The following is a 21342-nucleotide window of genomic DNA, read 5'->3' as shown; positions in this document are numbered from 1 at the left end:
TGCTTGGTTCCGGGTTTCTGTCTCATCTCCACTCCTTGATGGTTACGATGAGCCAGAAACCCTCCCTTATCAAATCAACCTAAACTGTCCCATTGGCGCTGACGTCAAACAAAATGTAAACACAAATGAGGGTGAAAAATTGGCAGATTTTACATCGCTAGAGAGCAAAGATCTAGGGGGCGACGGGGCAAACGGGTTACCAAAAGAACTCCTGGATTTTTTGAATGATCCGGAAAAGCACATTTCCACCGCCTTGGAGATGGCATTAAAGTTTATGAAGGAAGGTAATTACGATGTAGCGTTGCAGATTTATACAAAACTTACAGGAATTGGGTATGTAGACATTCATGTTTTGAATAATATGGGCGTGTGTAATCGATATCTTGGACGGCTGGCCGCAGCAGTAGGATGTTATCGTCGCGCCAAGAAAGATTTTGGGAATACTGATTCCGATCTTTTAATGAACTATGCACTGCTGCTCACGGATTTGGGTGAGTACGAGATGGCTATTAAAAACGCTCAAAAATCGGTGGATTTTGATTCAAGTTTGCTGAATATGATTCGGCTGGCTCGAATCAAGAGAGATTGCGGTGATGGTTCTTCTGCATTAAATATGATTGAAGAATTGTCTATTAAGTATCCAGATAGCAAAGAATGTAAGTTAGAACTTGCCTTGGCAAAAATACATGATTCCAAGGCGTTGAATAACTGGAGATTGGCGGCTGATATCTTTTCCAACAGTGACAATGCCCTACCATCATCGCTTGCTAGTGTCCCTCGCTGGCGAGGCGAAGATGTAGAGGGTTGCCGCATTCTGGTTTTGTCGGAGAAGGATTCTATAAATACAATTCTACTTTCTCGCTTCCTGCAGCCATTAAAAGAACAGGGTGCAATAACGACCTTTTCTTGTAGTAAACAATTGATGGAAGTTTTTCCGTCGGGGCTTGCTGATACTGTAGTGAGTTCTGAGATATATGATGGGGCCGAAAAAAATGAACGATGGTCCGACCAAAATTCGCGGTCACTATCGTCTCTTTGTTCGGAAGATTTCGACTACTTCTGTTCTCTTCTTGACTTACCTGGAAATATTATGAAAGCGGAGGACGACATCCCGGCACCTGTTAGGTGGAGTCCGGGAAAGCCTTCCCGGAATGAAGTGAAGATCGACGATTCTGATGGGCAACTCAAGGTTGGTATTGCATGGGCTGGCGATTCTCCTACGGTCGGTAAGCGTGATCGGATAGGACCTATTTCTGAGTTCATAAAACTGGCTGTGACTGAAGAGGATATCAACTTTTTCAGCCTTCAACCGGGAACAGAGGGAAAACGGCTGGAAGCTACTGGCGCCGATCTGTTGATATCGGACTTGGGTGCATCAATTTCAGACCTGCCTGCATTGTTGTTAGCTATTGAATCAATGGATGTGATAGTGACAGTTGATAACAGTCTGGCACATTTGGCCGGATCAATTGGGAAGCCTGTGATCAATCTATTGAATGCAAAACCGCATTGGTTTTTCGACAATAACGATTCTATGTCTAGATGGTATCCAGATATGACAGTAGTACGCCAAGACAGTGTTTCTACATGGGCTAGTGCATTCGAGAATGTGAAATTGAATATAAGGCAGAATATTCGTAATTGAATGAATTGGAACACGAGCGTTTGATCGTATAGGAGGATCAGGTTCGCTGTACTTTCAATCTTCGCCACGTTCTGTTGATGCAGCAAGCGGCGTTTCTGGATTGTCTGGTTGAGGGGTCCCTAGGCTGGCATTGCCAAGATATTTGGCGAGGACTGAAATAAGCGTGAGACCGCGCAATATCCAAAGTATGTGATTCTGTTCGCGGTCGTCTTCTATGGAGTGTACCGCAAAGTGTGGGGCAGTTGAATTTCGAGTTTGAGGCTGGCAGTGATTTCGCATGTCAGCCGCCCCAAAAGTCAACCAATTGAAAATCCGCCTTCGCCGGACAGTCACTTGCCCCCAGACGAACTCGCTATATGACGGCAGCCCGTCTGGGGGCTTTGCACCACAAAGGGTGGGGCAATTTCAATCGATGAAACCGGGTCAGTTTTAAACGCTCATTGACATTCTTGAGGGACGCTGTCCCTCAAACTCCCTAGGGTAATTGCGACGAGAAACAAGCATATGCGCGTTTCCGCTTTTTTCTGGTTAAAAAATACCCCGGGGTGAATTGCCCGAAGGGCAAGAGGGGCTGCGCCCTTGCCCGTTCAGGCCGCCTTGGCTTCGGCGTCGCGTACGACCTGACCCAGGCGCTTGGTCATGAATTCCATGAAAAGGCGCGTTTTGGGATCCTGGTGACGGCGGTGCGTGTAAAGGCAAGCCATCTGCACCGGAACGGGCGGGTTGTCCTGCGCAACCGGTATCAGCCGACCCGCTTTCAGATGCTCGGCGATCTCAAAGACGGGTTTCATCGCGATCCCCTGTCCTGACAGCGCCCAATCGGTCAATACGTCGCCGTCGTCGCATTCGAACCGGCCCGAAACCGCAAAGCGCCGTGGCCCGTCAGATGTCTGCAGCAACCACTGGAATTCCGTCGCCCCCGGGAAACGCAGATTCAGGCATTCGTGCTTTTCCGAGATCAGCGCGGCACCGTTTGCGGGGTTGCCGCGACGTTTGAGGTAGTCGGGTGCGGCGCATAACACTCGCTGGCAATCTGCGATCTTACGGATGCGCAAGTTGCTGTCCTCGGGCTGGCCGATAAAAAAGGCCAGATCCAGACCTTCGGTGGTCAGATCGATTGTCCGATCCGTCAATCGCAGCCGTACATCGATCTCGGGATACTCCGACAGGAACTCCGGCACCTGTGGTGCAAGCAGCCGTCGACCGACCCCGAGAGGTGCCGCAACGAAAAGCGAGCCGCGCGGCGCTTCGGTCAGGTGCATGACCTGAGCTTCGGCCTGGTTCACCGATTCAAGGACAGCTACCGCGCCGGGATAGAAGGCCCGCCCTTGTTCGGTGGCGGTCAGGTTGCGCGTCGTGCGCTGGAAAAGACGCACGCCCAGATGATCCTCCAATTGGGAAATCCGGGCCGAGGTCACCGCCGGTGAAATGCGCAGGTCACGCCCGGCGGCGGACATGCTGCCCAGTTCATAGACCCGGACGAAAGTGCGGATATTATCGAGATAGGACATCTTTTCGGAAATTTTTGATACAGCTTGGCAATTAACAGGAATACCGAATAAATCAGCATTTGCCTAGTCTGGCGTCAACAAATCGGAGAATTTGCCATGTATGACTATGTCGCGTTCTGGGACTGGGCCGCTTTCGCAGTGCGCTGGCTGCACGTGATCACCGCCATTGCCTGGATCGGATCATCCTTTTATTTCATTGCTCTGGACCTCGGCCTGCGCAAGGCGCCCGACCTGCCACCCGGTGCGCACGGTGAGGAGTGGCAGGTTCATGGCGGCGGTTTCTATCACATCCGAAAGTTTCTGGTGGCCCCTGAGCAGATGCCCGACCATCTGACCTGGTTCAAATGGGAAAGCTATTCCACCTGGCTCAGCGGGGCCGCGCTTTTGATGCTGGTCTATTGGGCCGGGGCCGAGCTTTATCTGATCGACACCGCCAAGGCCGATCTGGCGGTCTGGCAGGCAGTCCTGATCTCTGCCGCCTCGCTGACCATCGGCTGGCTGGTTTACGATTTCCTTTGCAAATCCGGTCTTGGCGAACGCCCGACCCTGCTGATGGTTCTGCTGTTTGTGCTGCTGGTGATCATGGGCTGGGGCTACAACCAGATCTTCACCGGCCGCGCCATGATGCTGCATCTGGGCGCATTCACTGCCACGATCATGACCGCCAACGTGTTCTTCATCATCATGCCGAACCAGCGCATCGTGGTGGACGACCTGAAAAACGGCCGCACCCCCGATCCGAAATACGGCAAAATCGCCAAGCTACGGTCGACCCACAACAATTATCTGACTTTGCCGGTCGTGTTCCTGATGTTGTCGAACCACAATCCTTTGGCCTTCGCGTCCGAGTATAACTGGATCATCGCAGCGCTCGTCTTCCTGATGGGGGTCACGATCCGGCATTACTTCAACACCACCCATGCCCGCGCAGGAAACCCCACCTGGACCTGGCTGGTCACGGCGCTGCTGTTCCTTGCCATCATGTGGCTGTCTACCGCCGCGCCCGTATACCAGCCGCTGGATGACGAAGAGGCACAGGCACTGACCCCGTACGAGCAGCGTTTTGCCGCTGCGGACGGGTTCACCGAGGCGCATGACGTGGTGCTGGGCCGCTGTTCGATGTGCCATTCGCGCGAGCCAGTCTGGGAAGGTATCCTGTGGGCGCCCAAAGGCGTGTTGCTGGAAACCGAGGCTGACATAGCCCGAAACGCCAAGGCGATCTATCTGCAAGCGGGTCTCAGTCATGCCATGCCGCCCGCAAACGTCACCTTCATGGAACCCGAAGACCGTTCCGCCATCGTGCGCTGGTTCCGAGCCGCCGGCGGGTAATCCCGCACCCCACCGCGATCAGGTGGGCATCCGGGCCCAGGCCCCGAAGGCCAGAAAGTCCACCGCGATGGTGTCGGTCCCGTCGATCTCGTCGCTGAGCCGTTGATCGAGAGTTTCAATATCAACCTCTTCTTCGGTGGCGACCCCGTATTCGATCATCTTGGGCAGCATGACCCGCGTCATCATGGCCCAGGAATACGACGACCCCGGCGTGTCGATGATCGCTTCGGCCAGAAGGTTCGGTTTCCTCAACCCGGCGGCCCGAAAGGCCGAATAGAGTTTGTACCCCATGCTGGTCTCTGCGCCTGATCGCCGGAATGTTTCCCATAACCAGCCACTGACCTTTTCACGCAACGGCAATCGGGGATGGCCCATGGCGGGAACCGACAGGTCGTGTTCGTGAAAGGCAACGATGCCGCCGGGGCGGACTCGAGGCAAAACCGCCCTGAGCGCTGCGGAAACATCCGGTTGATACATCAGGACGAGTCGCCCCACCAGCGCGTCGAATTGTGTATCGCCACCATCCACCTCACGGAAATCGGCGGCCCGAAACGTTACGTTCCCGAGTTTCATTGAATCAGCCCTGCTTCTGGCGGCGGCTATCGAGTTTTCTTCCCGATCCACGCCAAGAACCGATCCCTCGGGTCCCACAATCTCGCGTACCAGCATCGACACGTCACCCGCGCCACAGCCGATATCCAGCACGTTCATTCCGGGACCAATCCCCGCCTGCAGAAATAGCCGTCTGGTGAACGGGTCGATGAAATCGGATTGGCTTTTCAATCGAAGATGTTCGTCCTGCGTCGCCCCAAGAACATAGTCCGGGTCGGTCTTGTTGAGTTCAGCCACGCTCCCCCCTTTCCGAGGCACTTGCAAAGCCTCGATGTGATGTCAGTCTATCACATATCGTCAGTTCCATGACCGACAGGGGCAGTCACTGGTGCTTCTTGCCATATCGCCGATGATTGTCGAACCCGGTTCATTGCGCCGTCGCGGCCAATTTCCCTTTTCATCGCTGGCTTCAAGTGCTCTAACTATCGGAAATAGAGCGGTGGGACTTCCATACCGCAAAGACTTTCTCAGGCAGGTTCGAGCGTTCGGGGGCCAGGCAATGAAGTTCAACAGACCGTGGATTGCCCTGAAATCCGGGCTGATCACGATCTGCGCTTTGGCGCTTCCCGACCTTGCTTTTGCCCTTGACACCACCCTGACCGCGCCCGGCGCCTCGAAAGAGCTGCGCAAGCGGATCGAGGAGACCTCATCGGTCCTGACCGCCGAGGCGCGCGGGCTGGATACGCCGATCGAACTGTTGTCCGCCGCGCTGTCCGACTATCGCACCCTGGTACAGATCCTTTATGACGAGGGCTTTTTCAGCCCGGTTGTCAATATCCGGCTGGATGGGCGTGAGGCGGCGGACATCGATCCGTTGAACACGCCCAATCAGGTCAACCGGATCGACATCGCGGTGCAGACCGGCCCCCCCTTCCGTTTTGGTTCCGCCGAAATCGGCCCACTTGCGGACGGCACAGTCCTGCCAGACGAGTACAAGCCGGGTGGCGCAGCTTCGACCGGCGTGATTCAAGACGCCGCCACAGGCGGAGTGCGCGCGTGGAAAAACGACGGCCACGCCAAGGCCAGCGTCGGTGGACAACGGGTCATTGCCCGCCATTCCGAGGCCCGACTGGATTCGGATATCGAATTGCTGCCCGGGCCGAAACTGACCTTTGGCCAGATGTTCATTCATGGCAAAAGCGACGTTCGCCCCGAAGCCATCGAGAAAATTGCCGGCTTTCCAACCGGCGAGGTGTTTTCACCCGCACAGGTGCAAAAGGTCGGCACCCGCCTTCGGCGCACCGGAGCCTTCAGCGTCGTATCCCTGCAGGAAAACGAAAACCCCAACCCTGACGGCACGCTTGATTTCGATGCCACATTCGAAGACATGCCCAAACGGCGCTTCACCTTTGGGGGCGAGATATCCTCGAACCAGGGGATCGACGTCAGTACCACGTGGATGCACCGCAACCTCTTCGGCAATGCCGAACGCTTCCGGTTCGAAGCCAGCGTGCGCAACATTGGCGGAACCGAGGACATCGATGGACGCATTGGCCTGCGTCTGGATGAACCGGCGCGGCTGGGTCCGGATGACAGCACATTCTACATCGCGCAGTTGGAACGTCGGAACAGGACGCATTACAACGTGACACTGGGCCAGTTGGGCTATGGTGCGCGCCGCACCTTTTCTGACCGGCTCTATGCCGAAGCCTGGCTTGGACTGCACTATTCCGATTCCGACGACGCTTATGGCGACGGCCGCAAATTCCGCTACTTCATCCTTCCCTTCCGGTCAGAATGGGACCAGCGCGATAGCAGGGTCAGCGCCACAAAGGGGTTCTATCTGGATGCGCAGGTGATGCCTTTTGCAGGGTTTTCCGGGGCGCAATCGGGGATGCGTGTCTATGCTGATGGCCGGGGTTACTGGGATCTTGGCACCGGCGGCGCGCTGGTGCTGGCGGGCCGGGTGCAGATCGGTTCGGTGATGGGACCGTCGGCGGATGCCGTGACCCCCGACTTTCTGTTCTTTTCGGGTGGCGCGGGCACCGTGCGCGGGCAGCCTTTCGAAAGTCTCGGCATTCCGGTCGGCAACGAGGTCGCGGGCGGGCGCGCGTTCCTGGGCCTGTCCGCCGAAGTGCGCGGGCGAGTCACCGAAAACCTGTCGCTGGTCGGCTTCTATGATTTCGGCGCGGTGGACAGCAACGCCTTTGCAACCGGCAACACCAACTCTCATTCCGGAGCCGGTATTGGTGTACGCTATGACATCGGCGGTTTCGGTCCGCTCAGATTCGACCTGGCTTATCCGGTGTCCGGCGATACCGGCGAGGGGCTGCAATTCTATATCGGGATCGGACAGGCGTTTTGAAGCACACACTGGCATATCCCCTTGTCATCGCCTGTGTTTTCGGCGTGGCCTCTCCTCTTGTCCGGGCCCAGTCGCAGGATCAGGCGGAAGAGGGTGAAGGCGGTCTGTTGGCCAACTTCCTGCAGGACACGTTGTCGACCGATTCCCGTTACATCAAGGTGCGCGGGCTCGAAGGCGCGCTCAGCTCCAAGGCGACGATCCAGCAGATTACGGTATCTGATGAGGACGGCGTCTGGCTGACCATCGACAATGCGGTGCTCGACTGGAACCGACTGGCGCTATTGCGAGGCCGTTTTTCGGTCAACGAACTGACGGCGGCGGAAATCAGCGTCGCGCGCGCGCCCGAACCCTTGCCCCCCGACCCGGAACTGCCCAGCCCCGAGGCCCAGCCCTTCCAGGTGCCGGAACTGCCGGTTTCGGTCGAGATCGGAAAGATCGGCATCGACAAGCTGGCATTGGGAGAGCCGCTGCTTGGGTTGGCCGCCGACCTGTCCCTGACAGGTGCCCTATCCCTCGCGGACGGTGAGTTGGATACCGATCTCGATATCACCCGGCTTGACCGGCCCGGTGACACGGCCAGCCTGACCGCCAGTTTCCAGAACGAAAACAACACCATCGGCCTGGATCTGAAAATCGTAGAAGATCAAGGCGGCCTGATCTCGAAAGCTCTGAAAATCCCCGGCGAACCGCCGCTGCTTGTTACCGCCAAAGGCGACGGCCCGGTGACGGATTTCACCGCCGATCTTGGCCTGACCAGCGATGACACCCAACGGATCGCAGGGCAGGTCCGGTTGCGCGGTCTCGGCGCAACGGCAACGGATGACTCTTCGGGTATCCGCTTTACCGCCGATATCGGTGGTGACGTCACACCATTGTTGGCCGAGGAGTTCGACCCGTTCTTCGGCACCGAAACCCGCCTGTTCGTTGATGGACGTACCAAAGCTGAAGGCGCGTTCGACATCCCCGAGTTTGAAGTGACAACCGAAGCATTGCATTTGTCCGGCGAACTCAGCCTTGCTGGGGGCGGCAAGCTGAACAAAGCCGCACTACAGGGGCGGATCACCCCGCCCGGCACTCAACCGGTCGTCCTGCCGATTGCCGAACCACGCACCACACTGGACGCGGCACAGCTTTCCCTGCTTTACGATGCCGCCAACGGTGACCTCTGGGATCTGAGCTTGACCGCACGCGATCTGGAGACACCCGAGCTGAAACTGGGTCGCGCACGCCTTACCGCGCAAGGCACATTCTCGCAGGGCGACGTGCCCGAACTCGATGGCGACCTTCAGGCCCTGCTTGACGGCATCGCCTTCTCGGACCCCAGCCTTCAGGATGCTATCGGCAACCGCATCACGCTGGATGGCCTGTTCGGGCTGACCGGAGAGCAGAGCCTCAAGCTTTCGAATTTCGAACTGTTCGGGTCTGATTACACGCTGTCAGTGGACACGGTCATTGACGGGTTGAACTCCGGCTTCGAGATGGACGGATCGGCAGCATTGACCGCATCGGATCTGTCGCGATTCTCGGGCCTCGCAAATATGGATCTGGCGGGTGAAGTTATTGCCAGACTGGCTGGCACGGGATCACCCCTGGGCGGCAGCTTTGACGGCCAGTTGGAAATGCAAGGCCGCAACCTCGCCACGGGTCGTGCCGACATCGACCCTCTGATCATTGGCGAGACAACCATTGCTCTGGACGCAGTGCGCGATGGCCAGGGTCTGAGCATCCGCAAGGCAACGCTGGCTGGCACGGCGTTAAGGGCAGAAGCGGCGGCCAAAGTCTCGCAACCTGATGGCAAACTGACCGTTGACGGGAATGCTAGGGTCAACGCTCCGGACCTGTCGGTGTTCTCGGCACTGGCCGGGTATGATCTGGGCGGCGCGGTGGACGCTTCGGTCACGGGCAAGGGTACGCCCGAAACGCTTGAATTCGATGGCAAGGCCGAGATCATCGGCCAGAACCTGAAAACCGGCCTGACCGAGATCGACCCGGTAATTGCCGGTCAGACCCACATCTCGCTGAACGCCGCGCGAACGGGCGATCAGATCGTCGTTCGCAAGGCCGTCGTCAATGCCGACGCTCTGGACGCTGACGTGGTTGCAACCGTAACCGACCCGACCGGGGTCATGTCTGTCGAGGGTCAGGCCCAACTCGACGCGCCTGATCTTTCGGTTTTTTCAGGTCTTGCGGGGTTTGATCTGGCGGGCTCCATCACCGCCGATGCGCAGGGCAGCGCAACCGTGAAATCCCTCCTGTTCGATCTGAAACTCGACGTTAAGGCCAGCGATCTGAAAACCGGCATCGAAAAAGCGGACGCGCTGATCGAGGGCCGAACGACCCTGACCATGGACGCCTCCCGCGATGCGCAAGGTTTGGATATTCGCACCTTCAATCTGGACGGCACCGCGCTCAGCGCCAGCGCGAAGGGCGATCTGCGTGAAGAAAATGGCAGCCTCACGGTGGAGGCCGCGCTGGACAATCTCGCCCGGGTTTCTTCGACCATTACCGGCCCGCTGACCCTCAATGGGGATGTCACGCCAACCGGCAAAGGCATAAAGGGCGACATTCGCCTCACTGGCCCCGACACCTCCTTTGCCCATCTGGTCGGCACGGCGGAAACAAAGGGGGACGCAGATTTCGATTTTGACGCCCGCCTCGACCGGATCGAGCGGTTCTTGCCGGAATTTCCCGGTTCTGCCACTGCCAAGGGCAACGCCAAGCGCAAGAATGGCGTCTGGACAGTCGATGCCAGCGCCGCCGGCCCGGCCAATATCGAAACCAAGGTCGCGGGCACGTTTGACGAAGGCACCGGCCTGGCCGACATGTCGGCGACAGGCGGCGTCAATATCGGCATCGCCAACCGGTTCATCACGCCGAACAAGATCGCGGGTTCGGCCCGATACGATCTGGCCCTCAAAGGTAACCCCGGGCTTGACGCGTTGTCGGGAACGATTTCCACATCGGGCACCACATTCGCCATTCCCAATGCGGGGCAAACACTCACCAACATTGGCGGCACTGTCACACTGGCCAGCAGCCGTGCAACCCTCGCACTGAACGGTCAGGGGCGGAACGGCGGTGGCTTTTCCGTCTCGGGGCCGGTATCGCTCAATCCGCCCTTCGACGGACAGATCTCCACCTCGATCAACCAGTTTGTTCTGACAGACAAACTGCTTTACGAAACCACCCTGAACGGTCAGATCGTGATGTCGGGGCCATTGGCCGGCAACAGCGCTCTGGCCGGGCAGATTGAGTTTGGCGAAACCAACATCAACCTCGCCGCCGCCTCGGGTGCGGTGGGTGCGGCCCCGATCCCGCCGATGCAGCATGTCGGCGAAAGCGGCCCTGTCTATGCCACGCTGGAGCGCGCCAACCTGATCAAAACCGGCAACGGGCAGGACAAAAGCTCTCGCATTTCATTGGATATCAGCCTGAACGCACCAAACCGCGTGTTTGTGCGCGGGCGCGGTGTGAACGCGGAACTGGGCGGCAAACTCCATATCGGCGGCTCCACAGCCAAGGTCGTGCCATCCGGCCAAATCGAACTGATCCGCGGCACCTTTGACATTCTGGCCAGACGCCTGAACCTGACCAAGGGGCTGGTCACCCTTCAGGGCAACCTGACCCCCTATCTGGAATTCGCCTCGACCGCGACCACATCCGACGGCACCGCCACCATCGAGATTTCCGGCCCCCTGAACGCCCCCGAGATCGAAGTCTATGCAGACCCGGAACGTCCCGCCGAAGAGGCCTTGGCAATGCTACTCTTTGGTAACGAATTCTCGCAGCTGTCACCTTTTGTGATTGCCCAGATGGCGGCCTCCCTAGCGCAACTCAGCGGTGTGGGCGGCGACGTCACCAAGGGTGTCCGTGAAAAGACCGGCCTCAGCAATATCGAACTGGCCCCGGCATCCGGCGGCGGCGGCTTGCTTGGCGCAGGCGGGTATCTGGGCGAAAACCTTTATACTGATTTCACCGTCAACACCCAGGGCGAAACCGAAGTGAATCTGAATCTCGACGTTACCGACAATTTGACCGTCCGTGGCACAGTGGACGGCAACGGCGAAACAGGGATCGGCGTTTTTTTCGAGCGCGACTACTGAAGTCCGGAGCTTTGTCGTCGCTGCAGAGCGGTTGCGCAACAGTCACCCGCCGTTGTTGCGAAACTCGCGTTTGAGGCGTGAAGACCCTTACCCTGCCGACGTCATGCCACGCGTTTGATTTCGGCGGTTCATGAGGGCGATGCGGATGCGGATTTCTGCGGTCTGGGTCTCTTGCCGCAATGCGCTCGCCAAAGGCCTTCAAGCAGCGCGTCCTCGCCTTAAGCGGTGGCCGAAGACCGCTGGGCATTCAGCTTGACTGCTTGAAGTTCCAGGGGAGCGGGTCGTCGATTTGGTTCTTTGGATGTCCTGCTGCGATGGCTTCGAGAGTGGCCTTGAGATAGGCGAATGGGTGAGACCGCCTGGAAACCTAGGCAAACGGAAATGCGGGCAGTTTCGTGGTGTCATTCGCTGTCACCTCTGGTCGGGGCAGCGATGGTGTCGCCGAGGCATTTGTCAGGTACCTGCCAACCGGGCAGGTCGCCTGGGTCCTTCAGGATGGTGCCGACCTGGACTCGATCATGATAAAGACAGCCGACGGGCTGTTTGATCTGTTGGCCTGATGTGATGAGGGATCAGGAGATGTTCATTCCATCATATCCTCAAGATGCTGGTCTGTGGTTGAAATGCGAGCGTATCCGATGATCATGCCCTATGATGACAAAAACCGATCCTATGTCCCAAACGTTTTGTCACGGGGTTTTGGAACGGCTAGGTCATGTTGACAAATGGCGAAGCCAAAGTCGGATGGACGTTATATCGATGAATCCCAGGAAGCTTTCTGCGGTCTTGTCGTAGCGGGTTGCAACACGCCGAGCGTTCTTGAGCTTGTTGAAGCAGCGCTCGACCCGATTTCGCAGACGATAAAGTGAGCGGTCGACGCCAACGCGCATCTTTCTGGTTTTCCGCATGGGAATCTGGGTCATCACATCTCGATCATTCATCTTTTTGCGTATTTTGTCAGCATCATAGCCGCGATCTGCTAATAACACGCGCGGCTGAGGCAGATTATCTGCCATGACCAAATCGAAACCACGATAGTCAGATGTCTGGCCCGGTGTGATCTCGGTCCTCATAGGCAAGCCGTGTGCGTTTACGAGAAGGTGGATCTTGGTCGTGAAGCCACCTCTCGAACGGCCAAAACCCTGTCGCGGAGTCCCGCTTTTGCACCCGCTGCCTGATGATGGGCGCGGATTACGGTGCTATCGATCATTTGCAGGGCGTCTGGCACTGCTCCACTTCGGTTCAAGGCGTCCATAATCTCTTCCCATATCCCCGCCAGTGTTCAGCGCCGAAACTGTCGGTAGACGCTGAACCACTTGCCGAACTCTTCCGGCAGGTCGCGCCACGGAGCCCCTGTCCTGGAAATCCAGAAAATCCCATCAAGAACAAGGCGGTGGTTGATAGCCTTGCGTCCATTCGGGGCGCGGACAGCCAGGATGAACCGCTCAAAGAACGCCCATTCCTCGTCCGACATCAGGTCTCGTGCCAAGCTGGTCTTCGTCGTAGATACCAGCTTGAATCATGCCCGCCGACAGATGTGAATCCCTTTTGTCAACACGGCCTAGCTGCCGCGATAGGTGGAATAGCTGAATGGCGACAGAAGCAGGGGCACGTGGTAATGCGCGGTCGCGTCCGACATGCCAAAGCGGATCGGGATTACGTCGAGAAACAGCGGTTCGGGTTGGTCGCCGCCTTGGGCACGAAGGTAGTCGCCGGCAAAAAACTCAAGTTCGTAGGTTCCGGTGCGGAACGTATCCTGTGGAAGGATCGGATTGTCTGTGCGGCCGTCGGAGTTGGTGGTCACTTGCACCAGTTCGGTGCGGTCAGAACCATCAATCCGGTAGAGTACGATTTTCATTCCAGCAGCGGGTAGTCCCGACGCGGTGTCGAGAACATGGGTAGTCAGATAACCGGCCATGAATATCTCCGTTTTCCATTTTAGGGCATACCGTTCGGTCGGAATTGGATTGGAGTTTCACTGTTGCATGGAAACCGGTGCTGCCGCTAGTACGGCTGATTTTGGAAACACTGTCTTGATTGATTTGAAAATCCTGATGCAATTTCTGGGCTATTGATTGAATAGTCGAAGATATCCGGAGACCCAGGACACATGACCCCGCCCCGTTACCCCCGCGACATGATAGGTCATGGCGCGACGCCGCCCGACGCGAAATGGCCGAACGGCGCCAAGGTCGCGGTGCAGATCGTGCTGAATTACGAAGAGGGTGGCGAGAACTGCACATTACATGGTGATGCGGCGTCAGAGGCGTTCCTGTCCGAGATCGTTGGTGCGGCGCAGTGGCCGGGCCAGCGGCACTGGAACATGGAGTCGATCTACGAATACGGCGCGCGGGCCGGGTTCTGGCGCTTGCACCGGCTGATGAAGGATCTGCCGATCACAGTTTATGGCGTCGCCACTGCACTTGCCCGGTCGCCCGACCAGGTGGCGGCGATGAAATCGGCCAGATGGGAGATTGCCAGCCACGGATTGAAATGGGTTGAGCACAAGGACATGGCCGAGGACGAGGAGCGCGCCCAGATTGCCGAGGCGATCCGGCTGCACACAGAGGTGACCGGCTCGCGCCCGCGGGGGTGGTATACGGGGCGGTGTTCGATGAACACCGTGCGGCTGGCGGCGGAGGCGGGGATGGACTATGTCGCCGACACCTATGACGATGATCTGCCCTATTGGCGCAATATTGACGGGCGGGATCAGTTGATCGTGCCCTATACGCTTGATTGCAATGACATGCGGTTCGCCACCCCTCAGGGATTCAATTCAGGCGACCAGTTCTATTCCTACCTCAAGGACAGTCTTGACGCGCTTTACGCCGAGGGGGTCGCGGGCGCGCCCAGGATGATGTCGATCGGGCTCCATTGCCGCCTGATCGGGCGGCCCGGACGGGTGATGGCGCTGAAGCGTTTTCTTGACTATGCGCGCGGGCTGCCGGATGTATGGTTCGCCACGCGCCTGCAGATTGCCGAACATTGGGCCGCGACCCATCCGCCTGTTGCAAGGCCTCGCCCCTCTCGGATGAGTCGCGATGAGTTCGTGTCGACCTATGGCGGGGTTTTCGAACATTCGGAGTGGATTGCCGAGCGCGCCTATGAGCTGGAGCTAGGTCCGGCGCATGACACGGCGGGCGGGTTGCACAATGCGTTGGCGCGCATGTTCCGGTCGGCCTCGGACGAAGAGCGCATGGGTGTTCTGACTGCGCACCCGGATCTGGCCGGCAAGCTGGCGCAGGCCAAGCGGTTGACGGCGGAGAGCACCTCGGAACAGGCCTCGGCGGGTCTGGATGCGCTGACCGATCAGGAACGCGAGACTTTTTCCGATCTGAATACGCGTTATGTCGGCAAGTTCGGCTTCCCCTTCATCATCGCTGTGCGGGACCATGACAAGGCGTCGATACTGGAGGCGTTCCAACGCCGGATCGAACAGGGTCGGGAAAAGGAGTTTGCCGAGGCCTGCCGTCAAGTCGAACGGATCGCCGAATTCCGGTTGCGGGACCTTTTGTCGTCATGAGCGAGCGTATCATGATCGAGCCGATCTCGGCCGGGGCATTTGCGCCTTTTGGCGATCTCATCGACACGTCGGGCGATCCAGACAAGATCATCAATCAAGGTCAATGCGGGCGGTATCACGACCGGGCGCAACTGGATTTTGCGGATGGGCGGGCAGGGATCAGCCTGTTCGATGCCACCCCGCGCAAATTGCCATACCAACTGGATCTGGTGGAACGCCATCCGGAGGGCAGTCAGGCCTTTGTGCCGATGAGTCACCAGCCCTTTCTGGTCGTCGTCGCCGAGGATGAGGGCGGCAAACCTGGCCGACCGCGGGCATTTCGGACCGAGCCCGGACAGGTGGTGAATTTCCACCGCGGAACGTGGCACGGTGTTCTGACCCCGCTGCATGCGCCGGGCCTGTTTGCCGTTGTCGACCGGATCGGAGGCAGCGCAAATCTGGAAGAACACTGGTTCGACACACCATACGAGGTGGCCGACCCGTGATATGAAGCCGCCACAGAAGCGGCAAGGCCCCCATGAGATCTGATAGGGAGGACAGTGAGATCATGGCCGATACTTCGATAGGAACGCCGGAACAGCTTCGCGATCCGGACTACACACCCGCCTTGCATAAGGCGATTCCACTGGGCATCCAGCATGTGCTGGCGATGTTTGTGTCAAACGTGACGCCCGCCATCATCGTTGCGGGCGCAGCCGGTTTCGGGTTCGGTTCGAACTCGCCGGACTTTCCTCAGCTTCTGTATCTGATCCAGATGTCGATGCTGTTTGCCGGAGTCGCCACCCTGTTGCAGACGATTACGGTGGGGCCAGTGGGTGCCGCGCTGCCTATCGTGCAGGGCACGAGTTTCGCCTTCCTGCCGATCATGATTCCGCTGGTTGCAGGCAAGGGTGTTGACGCGCTGGCCGCCTTGTTCGGCGGCGTCATCATTGGCGGGCTGTTTCATGCCTGCCTTGGCACGGTCATCGGCAAGATCCGCTTTGCCCTGCCGCCCCTGGTGACCGGGCTGGTGGTCACCATGATCGGTCTGGCGCTCGTTCAGGTCGGTATTCAGTACGCTGCAGGGGGTGTTCCGGCGATCGGAACGCCGGAATACGGCTCGATGTTGAACTGGTCGGCGGCGCTGGTGGTGATCGTGGTGACACTGGGGCTGAAGTTTTTCACGCGCGGCATGCTGTCGGTCTCGGCCGTACTTGTGGGCCTGGCCGCCGGGTACGTATACGCGCTGATGGTTGGAATGGTCACATTTGAAGCCATTGGCACCAGCTGGAGCCGGGCTGCGGCTTTTGCGCTGCCGGTACCCTTCAAATACGGGTTCGAGTTTTCGGCCGCCGCGGTCATCGGGTTCTGCCTGATGGCCTTCGTCTCGGCGGTGGAAACCGTGGGCGATGTATCGGGCATCACCAAGGGTGGTGCGGGGCGCGAGGCGACCGACAAGGAGATTGCTGGGGCGACCTATGCCGACGGGATCGGTACCGCCGTTGCGGGGCTGTTCGGGGCCTTTCCGAATACCTCGTTCAGCCAGAATGTGGGGCTGATCGCGATGACCGGGGTGATGAGCCGTCACGTGGTAACCATCGGTGCGTTGTTCTTGATCCTGTGCGGGTTGGTCCCCAAGGTGGGCGCAATCATCCGCACCGTACCAATCGAAGTGTTGGGTGGCGGAGTGATCGTGATGTTCGGCATGGTTGTGGCTGCCGGTATCTCGATGCTGTCGGACGTGAACTGGAACCGGCGCAACATGGTGATCTTTGCGATTTCGCTGTCCATCGGGCTGGGATTGCAGCTTGAGCCGGGTGCCGTCCAGCATCTGCCGGATACGGTGCGTATCCTGATGACCAGCGGGCTGTTGCCGGCGGCGCTGATCGCAATCGTTCTGAATCTGGTTCTGCCACAGGAACTGGCGGAGGAGGCCACCGAAGAGGTGTCTGGCGGTATGGCGGGACACGGTTCGGGCAGTCTGACGGGAAAATAAGGCTCCCGCCTTTACCCTTCGCATCAGCAGGTGCGAAGGGTGCGAGTTGCGCCGGGCAGGCGCGCGGGCCTGACCGCGTGCTGCGGTCGTGGCTGGATCAACCGGCGGCCATCAGGCGGGCGACGTCGAGCATGCGGGCGGAAAAACCCCATTCGTTGTCGTACCAGCCGAACACGCGCACCTGATCCTCTCCGATCATCCGCGTCTCTGGCCCGGCAATGACCAGCGATTCCGCGCGCGCGCGCAGGTCGGAGGAGACCAGCGGCATGTCGGTCCATCCCAAAACCGGGGAGGCCTCTACCCCCTCGCGCAGGGCCGCCTCAAAAGCGTCGGCACTCATGCCGCGTTCAAGTCGGACGACCAGATCCACGGCCGAGACGCTGGCAGTTGGCACCCTTACGGCGGCGCCTGAAATGCGACCCGCCAGATGCGGCAGTACGGTGTCGATAAGATGCGTCGCGCTGGACGTGGTCGGCACCATTGACAGCGCTCCGGCGCGCGACCGGGCCAGATCGCCGCGCGGTGCGTCCACCATGGGCTGGCTGTTGGTGTAGCAATGGATTGTCGTCATATGCGCCGATGCAATCCCGGCGATTTCGTCGATCAACTTGGCCAGCGGCGCTAGCCCGTTGGTGGTGCAGGAAGCGTTCGAGACGATCCGTGCATTGCCCAGGTGATCCTCGTTGGCGCCCAGAACGATGGTCACTTCGGCAGCGGGTGAGGGGCCCGAGATCAAGACCTTGCCTGCCCCAGCGGTCAGGCCGCGTCCCGCCACATCCGAAGTGCGCGCGATGCCGGTGCAATCCAGCAGAACGTCGACACCCGTCAAATCCACGCGGGTCAGATCGTTGCTGTGGGTCATCGGGATTGATCGTCCATCCACGACCAACGCTTCGTCGCCTTCCAGAACGGTGCCCGGATAGGGGCCGAAGGTGCTGTCGTATTTGAACAGATAGGCACAGGTTTCCAATGGTGCGATATCGTTGATCAGCACCAGTTCAAGTCCCGAATCCTGCCGGAGCGCCAGAAGCTGCCGCAGGATCGTGCGGCCGATGCGGCCGAATCCGTTGATCGCAAGTTTCATGCGCCAAGCTATGGCAGGAGCGTTGACCGATCTCAATGGCCCCGTGCAGCCGCTTCGTCAGTTACAACTGACCTGGGAAAAGAACTGTCCCGAGATGTTCTGGTACATGCTGGAATAGATCGCGCGGCACCCCGTGGCCTGCCTGATCGCGGCCATGGCCTGAATCGTGCGCAAACGCGGTGGCGGGCCGAACGGATTGAGGTTGTTGTTATCGCGGGTGGCGCGATAGATCACCGGCTCGTCCGACACCTGGGTGACGGCCCATGTCCGGCTCATCACGTGGACAGTGGTTGCTTCGTCTTTGGCCATGGCAGGGGGTGCAAGGGCGGCAAGGGCTGCTAAGACGGCAATGGAAATGCGCGGTTTCATGAATTCAACTCCTGATCAATGCGGGCTCTCTTCTGGATTTGAGCAAATTCGGCGTTGCATGTGAAGGCTTGACGCGAATTGGCGTCCCTTTTGCGGTTACGCCACCCCCTCGGTGCGAATGCGTATGGTCTTTCCGCAATGCTTGCAATGCACGGCATCTGCGTCGTGCAGGACAAGCCCGCAGGTGCCGCATTCCTGTCGAACTTTCGTTGGGCGAAACAGCACTTGAAGCAGGCGCAGGAACAGCGTGACACCAAAGATCATCACACCCACCGCCAGCATCCGACCCCACGTGCCGGTCAGGGTGATGTCGCCAAACCCTGTCGTCGTGAGTGTGGTGACGGTGAAATAGAGCGCATCGGCATAGTTGCCGATCTGCGGATTGATGCCGGATTGCGTGGCATAGATCAGCCCGGTCATGATGAACAGAAAGACGCCGAGGTTGATCGAGGCCAAAACCACCTCTTCGTTTTCGCGGAAGAACTTGAAATCCTGACGCAGCCGTATCAATAGCTGGTAGGTATGCAACAACCTCAGCGTTCTGAGAATGCGCAGGAACCCAAGACCTTCGCCCGCGATGGGGGCCAGAAAGGAAAAGACCGCGATGATGTCGGCCCATGTCGCCGGGCGCAGCAGAAAGCGGCCCTTGTCGGCTTCCAGCCAGACACGGATGCCGAAATCGGTCAGAATCAGCAGGCCGAAAACCGCGTCGGTGATTTCGATCGCCAAAGTGTGCGGGAAGAATGACGTCACGATGACGAAAAGGATCGTCGTGATGTCGAAAGCCAAAAGCGCATAACGGAACCGGTGCGCCTGTGGCGTCGTTCCCTGATACAGGGATCTGATCTTGGTCAGCACTTGCTTTGCCATTCGACAGCATCGGTCTGATTGCACCCTGGCGCCCGATCCGAAACCGGGCGGCCAAATGCAAGGAAACACTGGAAGGACCTGATTTTCAACCGGTATCACCGCCAGCCGATCATGGCAAAACCGCCCGTCTGCCTCTAGCGCCCCACCAATGACAACGGCATATGACGGTTTACGTCCTTGTAAAGCAGATAGCGGAACCGGCCCGGGCCGCCCGCATAACAGGCCTGCGGGCAAAAGGCGCGCAGCCACATGTAATCGCCCGCCTCGACCTCGACCCAGTCCTGATTAAGGCGATAGACGGCTTTGCCTTCGAGCACGTAAAGCCCATGCTCCATCACATGGGTTTCGGCAAAGGGGATCACACCGCCCGGCTCGAATGTGACGATGGTGACGTGCATGTCGTGACGCAGGTCGGCAGGGTCGACAAAACGGGTGGTGGCCCATCGCCCCTCGGTGCCCGGCATCGGGTTGGGGGCGATGTCGCGCTCATTTGTGATGACCGGATCGGGGGCGGGCAGGCCGGGCACAGCCTGGTAAGCCTTGCGTATCCAGTGGAACCGGGCCACCGGGCCAGCGCGGTTGTGCAGGCTCCAGTCGCTGGCGGGCGGGATATAGGCGTAACCGCCTTCCTCCAGCACATGGTCTTGTCCGCCGATCGACAGCGTCACCGCGCCTTCGACGACAAAGATCACGCCTTCGGCGCCGTCATCTGTTTCCGGTTTGTCGCTACCGCCGCCGGGCTGCACTTCCATGATGTATTGCGAAAACGTCTCGGCAAACCCGCTGAGAGGGCGGGACAGGACCCACAGGCGCGTTCCTTCCCAAAAGGGCAGAAAACTGGTGACGATATCGCGCATCGTGCCCTTGGGGATCACCGCATAAGCTTCGGTGAACATGGCGCGGTCGGTTAATAGCTGGTCTTGCCCAGGATGACCGCCGGTGGGCGCGTAATAGGTTCTTTGTGCCATAAATGCCTCGTTGGGTTTCCGGCGCACTATGCCGGGAAAGAACTGGCGGTCCTAGCGCTGGCAGGCGGAAAGGTTTCTTCGGAATTATTTGAAGATTTTGGTGCAGGGCTTGGACATCCCGACAGGTGCGGGATATCCTTGAGGACAAATGGAAATCATGTGTGAGGCAGTCATGAAAAAATGGATTTGCACGACCCTTGTTGTCATGACGATCGCGGTCACGGCGCCGGTGGCGCAGGCGAAGTCCCTGTCACGAATGGTCGCCGAACTGGGTCTCAGCCCGGCAGATTTCGAGATCATGGGAACGGCGGCAAACTCGTTGTTTGCCGGCGGTCGGCCCTCGACCGGGCAAGAGGTCGCCTGGGCCAATGACGACACCGGTGCAAAAGGTACAGTGCGGGTGCGCGAGATGCGCGACAACTGCGCCCAACTGCAATATGTCTTTACGCCCGGTGGCGCGGATGCCTCGCGCGAGATCCGCACCCGGCGCTGTCTGGACGCCAATGGCAAATGGGTTCTGACGCCCTGACACACAAGATTGACGATGTGACGTTCGAATGATTTTGACGAACGGCACGAATCTTTTATTCATGCAGTCAAGGCGGCGTTTCGAGCATGGAGCGGTGCCAGGAAAAAAACAGTCCAGAGGAACAAGGGACATGAAATTTACTGAAGAGCACGAATGGCTGGACGCCGATGGCGATTTGGTGACAGTGGGCATCACCGCCCACGCGGCCGAGCAGTTGGGCGACGTTGTGTTTGTCGAACTGCCCGAGGTCGGCACCGAGGTCGGCAAGGACGATGAGATCGTGGTGATCGAATCGGTCAAGGCCGCTTCCGACATTCTGGCACCTCTGGATGGCGAGATCGTCGAGGTCAACGAAGCACTGGCTGACAACCCCGGCCTGGTCAACGAGGACGCGATGGGTGATGCGTGGTTCTTCAAGATCAAGGCGTCCGATTTGTCGCCGATGGACGACTATATGGACGAAGCGGGCTATAAAGACTTCATTAGCTGACGCAAGAAAACACGGCTGCGGGCGGC

General features: G+C 58.6%; 17 protein-coding genes and 2 pseudogenes. 10 read left to right on the top strand and 9 right to left on the bottom strand.

Annotated elements, in window-relative coordinates; genetic code table 11:
• Positions 1-1645: hypothetical protein (locus AC2FMY_RS19210; protein WP_496807911.1), on the top strand; the 1645-nt coding region annotated here is incomplete at its 5' end.
• A 587-nt stretch (positions 1646-2232) separates the two neighbouring features.
• Here AC2FMY_RS19210 and AC2FMY_RS19205 read toward each other — a convergent pair.
• Entirely contained in the window at positions 2233-3156 is a 924-nt protein-coding gene (locus AC2FMY_RS19205) for a LysR family transcriptional regulator (RefSeq protein WP_480751580.1), read from the bottom strand.
• Between the two features lie 96 nt (positions 3157-3252).
• Here AC2FMY_RS19205 and AC2FMY_RS19200 point away from each other — a divergent pair, with 96 nt between their 5' ends.
• Complete coding sequence (locus AC2FMY_RS19200; RefSeq protein ID WP_496743663.1) at positions 3253-4485, top strand: urate hydroxylase PuuD; 1233 nt, start codon at positions 3253-3255, stop codon at positions 4483-4485.
• An 18-nt stretch (positions 4486-4503) separates the two neighbouring features.
• Here AC2FMY_RS19200 and AC2FMY_RS19195 read toward each other — a convergent pair whose 3' ends face one another.
• The gene (locus AC2FMY_RS19195; RefSeq protein WP_496743664.1) at positions 4504-5334 is read right to left on the bottom strand and encodes a class I SAM-dependent methyltransferase; all 831 of its coding nucleotides are present in this window, start codon (positions 5332-5334) and stop codon (positions 4504-4506) included.
• A 262-nt stretch (positions 5335-5596) separates the two neighbouring features.
• Between AC2FMY_RS19195 and AC2FMY_RS19190 the strand changes: the two genes are divergently transcribed.
• A complete protein-coding gene (locus AC2FMY_RS19190; protein WP_496743666.1) occupies positions 5597-7402 on the top strand; it encodes an autotransporter assembly complex protein TamA in 1806 nt (601 codons plus the stop codon).
• Positions 7399-11505 carry a translocation/assembly module TamB domain-containing protein gene (locus AC2FMY_RS19185; RefSeq protein WP_496807910.1) on the top strand — a complete coding sequence of 1369 codons (4107 nt, stop codon included), beginning with the start codon at positions 7399-7401 and terminating at the stop codon, positions 11503-11505. Before AC2FMY_RS19190 ends, AC2FMY_RS19185 begins: the two co-directional genes overlap by 4 nt.
• A 247-nt stretch (positions 11506-11752) precedes the next feature.
• Here the strand turns inward: AC2FMY_RS19185 and AC2FMY_RS19180 are convergent.
• Positions 11753-11854: pseudogene (locus AC2FMY_RS19180) on the bottom strand (transposase domain-containing protein); the annotation flags it as partial.
• Between the two features lie 46 nt (positions 11855-11900).
• Here AC2FMY_RS19180 and AC2FMY_RS19175 point away from each other — a divergent pair.
• Positions 11901-12065, top strand: coding sequence for a hypothetical protein (locus tag AC2FMY_RS19175; protein ID WP_496743797.1), 165 nt, complete (start codon positions 11901-11903; stop codon positions 12063-12065).
• Positions 12066-12218: 153 nt separating this feature from the next.
• Here AC2FMY_RS19175 and AC2FMY_RS19170 read toward each other — a convergent pair.
• Positions 12219-12979: pseudogene (locus AC2FMY_RS19170) on the bottom strand (IS5 family transposase).
• Between the two features lie 87 nt (positions 12980-13066).
• Positions 13067-13423 (bottom strand): hydroxyisourate hydrolase, encoded by a 357-nt coding sequence (gene uraH, locus AC2FMY_RS19165; RefSeq protein ID WP_480749578.1) that lies wholly within the window; start codon positions 13421-13423, stop codon positions 13067-13069.
• Positions 13424-13615: 192 nt separating this feature from the next.
• Between uraH and puuE the strand changes: the two genes are divergently transcribed.
• The 3 genes from puuE to AC2FMY_RS19150 all read left to right on the top strand — a co-directional run bounded on the left by puuE (position 13616) and on the right by AC2FMY_RS19150 (position 17006).
• Positions 13616-15031 carry an allantoinase PuuE gene (gene puuE / locus AC2FMY_RS19160; protein WP_496807909.1) on the top strand — a complete coding sequence of 472 codons (1416 nt, stop codon included), beginning with the start codon at positions 13616-13618 and terminating at the stop codon, positions 15029-15031.
• Positions 15028-15516 carry an ureidoglycolate lyase gene (locus AC2FMY_RS19155; RefSeq protein ID WP_496807908.1) on the top strand — a complete coding sequence of 163 codons (489 nt, stop codon included), beginning with the start codon at positions 15028-15030 and terminating at the stop codon, positions 15514-15516. Before puuE ends, AC2FMY_RS19155 begins: the two co-directional genes overlap by 4 nt.
• Before the next feature lie 62 nt (positions 15517-15578).
• Positions 15579-17006 carry a uracil-xanthine permease family protein gene (locus tag AC2FMY_RS19150; RefSeq protein WP_480749575.1) on the top strand — a complete coding sequence of 476 codons (1428 nt, stop codon included), beginning with the start codon at positions 15579-15581 and terminating at the stop codon, positions 17004-17006.
• A 97-nt stretch (positions 17007-17103) separates the two neighbouring features.
• On the opposite strand, the gene AC2FMY_RS19145 is transcribed toward AC2FMY_RS19150, so the two are convergent.
• The 4 genes from AC2FMY_RS19145 to AC2FMY_RS19130 all read right to left on the bottom strand — a co-directional run bounded on the left by AC2FMY_RS19145 (position 17104) and on the right by AC2FMY_RS19130 (position 20297).
• Positions 17104-18090 (bottom strand): type I glyceraldehyde-3-phosphate dehydrogenase, encoded by a 987-nt coding sequence (locus tag AC2FMY_RS19145; protein WP_480749574.1) that lies wholly within the window; start codon positions 18088-18090, stop codon positions 17104-17106.
• 57 nt (positions 18091-18147) lie between these two features.
• Complete coding sequence (locus tag AC2FMY_RS19140; protein ID WP_496807907.1) at positions 18148-18459, bottom strand: hypothetical protein; 312 nt, start codon at positions 18457-18459, stop codon at positions 18148-18150.
• A gap of 96 nt (positions 18460-18555) precedes the next feature.
• On the bottom strand, positions 18556-19329 hold the full coding sequence (locus tag AC2FMY_RS19135) for an ion channel (RefSeq protein ID WP_496743680.1): 774 nt from the start codon (positions 19327-19329) through the stop codon (positions 18556-18558).
• Positions 19330-19463: 134 nt separating this feature from the next.
• Positions 19464-20297, bottom strand: a complete 834-nt coding sequence (locus AC2FMY_RS19130; RefSeq protein ID WP_496807906.1) for a bifunctional allantoicase/(S)-ureidoglycine aminohydrolase — start codon at positions 20295-20297, stop codon at positions 19464-19466.
• Between the two features lie 205 nt (positions 20298-20502).
• Here AC2FMY_RS19130 and AC2FMY_RS19125 point away from each other — a divergent pair, with 205 nt between their 5' ends.
• The gene (locus AC2FMY_RS19125) at positions 20503-20826 is read left to right on the top strand and encodes a hypothetical protein (protein WP_496807905.1); all 324 of its coding nucleotides are present in this window, start codon (positions 20503-20505) and stop codon (positions 20824-20826) included.
• Positions 20827-20956: 130 nt separating this feature from the next.
• Positions 20957-21316 carry a glycine cleavage system protein GcvH gene (gcvH, locus tag AC2FMY_RS19120; protein WP_496743686.1) on the top strand — a complete coding sequence of 120 codons (360 nt, stop codon included), beginning with the start codon at positions 20957-20959 and terminating at the stop codon, positions 21314-21316.
• Positions 21317-21342: the final 26 nt, after the last annotated feature.

Source organism: Ruegeria sp. YKSE079 (assembly GCF_059612845.1).
This window is presented reverse-complemented; position numbering and strand designations above follow the sequence as displayed.

Coding starts and splice junctions, on each gene's coding strand:
- AC2FMY_RS19205 (WP_480751580.1), bottom strand. CDS start 3,156: ATGTCCTATCTCGATAATATCCGCACTTTCGTCCGGGTCTATGAACTG.
- AC2FMY_RS19200 (WP_496743663.1), top strand. CDS start 3,253: ATGTATGACTATGTCGCGTTCTGGGACTGGGCCGCTTTCGCAGTGCGC.
- AC2FMY_RS19190 (WP_496743666.1), top strand. CDS start 5,597: ATGAAGTTCAACAGACCGTGGATTGCCCTGAAATCCGGGCTGATCACG.
- uraH (WP_480749578.1), bottom strand. CDS start 13,423: ATGGCCGGTTATCTGACTACCCATGTTCTCGACACCGCGTCGGGACTA.
- puuE (WP_496807909.1), top strand. CDS start 13,616: ATGACCCCGCCCCGTTACCCCCGCGACATGATAGGTCATGGCGCGACG.
- AC2FMY_RS19155 (WP_496807908.1), top strand. CDS start 15,028: ATGAGCGAGCGTATCATGATCGAGCCGATCTCGGCCGGGGCATTTGCG.
- AC2FMY_RS19150 (WP_480749575.1), top strand. CDS start 15,579: ATGGCCGATACTTCGATAGGAACGCCGGAACAGCTTCGCGATCCGGAC.
- AC2FMY_RS19145 (WP_480749574.1), bottom strand. CDS start 18,090: ATGAAACTTGCGATCAACGGATTCGGCCGCATCGGCCGCACGATCCTG.
- AC2FMY_RS19140 (WP_496807907.1), bottom strand. CDS start 18,459: ATGAAACCGCGCATTTCCATTGCCGTCTTAGCAGCCCTTGCCGCCCTT.
- AC2FMY_RS19135 (WP_496743680.1), bottom strand. CDS start 19,329: ATGGCAAAGCAAGTGCTGACCAAGATCAGATCCCTGTATCAGGGAACG.
- AC2FMY_RS19130 (WP_496807906.1), bottom strand. CDS start 20,297: ATGGCACAAAGAACCTATTACGCGCCCACCGGCGGTCATCCTGGGCAA.
- AC2FMY_RS19125 (WP_496807905.1), top strand. CDS start 20,503: ATGACGATCGCGGTCACGGCGCCGGTGGCGCAGGCGAAGTCCCTGTCA.
- gcvH (WP_496743686.1), top strand. CDS start 20,957: ATGAAATTTACTGAAGAGCACGAATGGCTGGACGCCGATGGCGATTTG.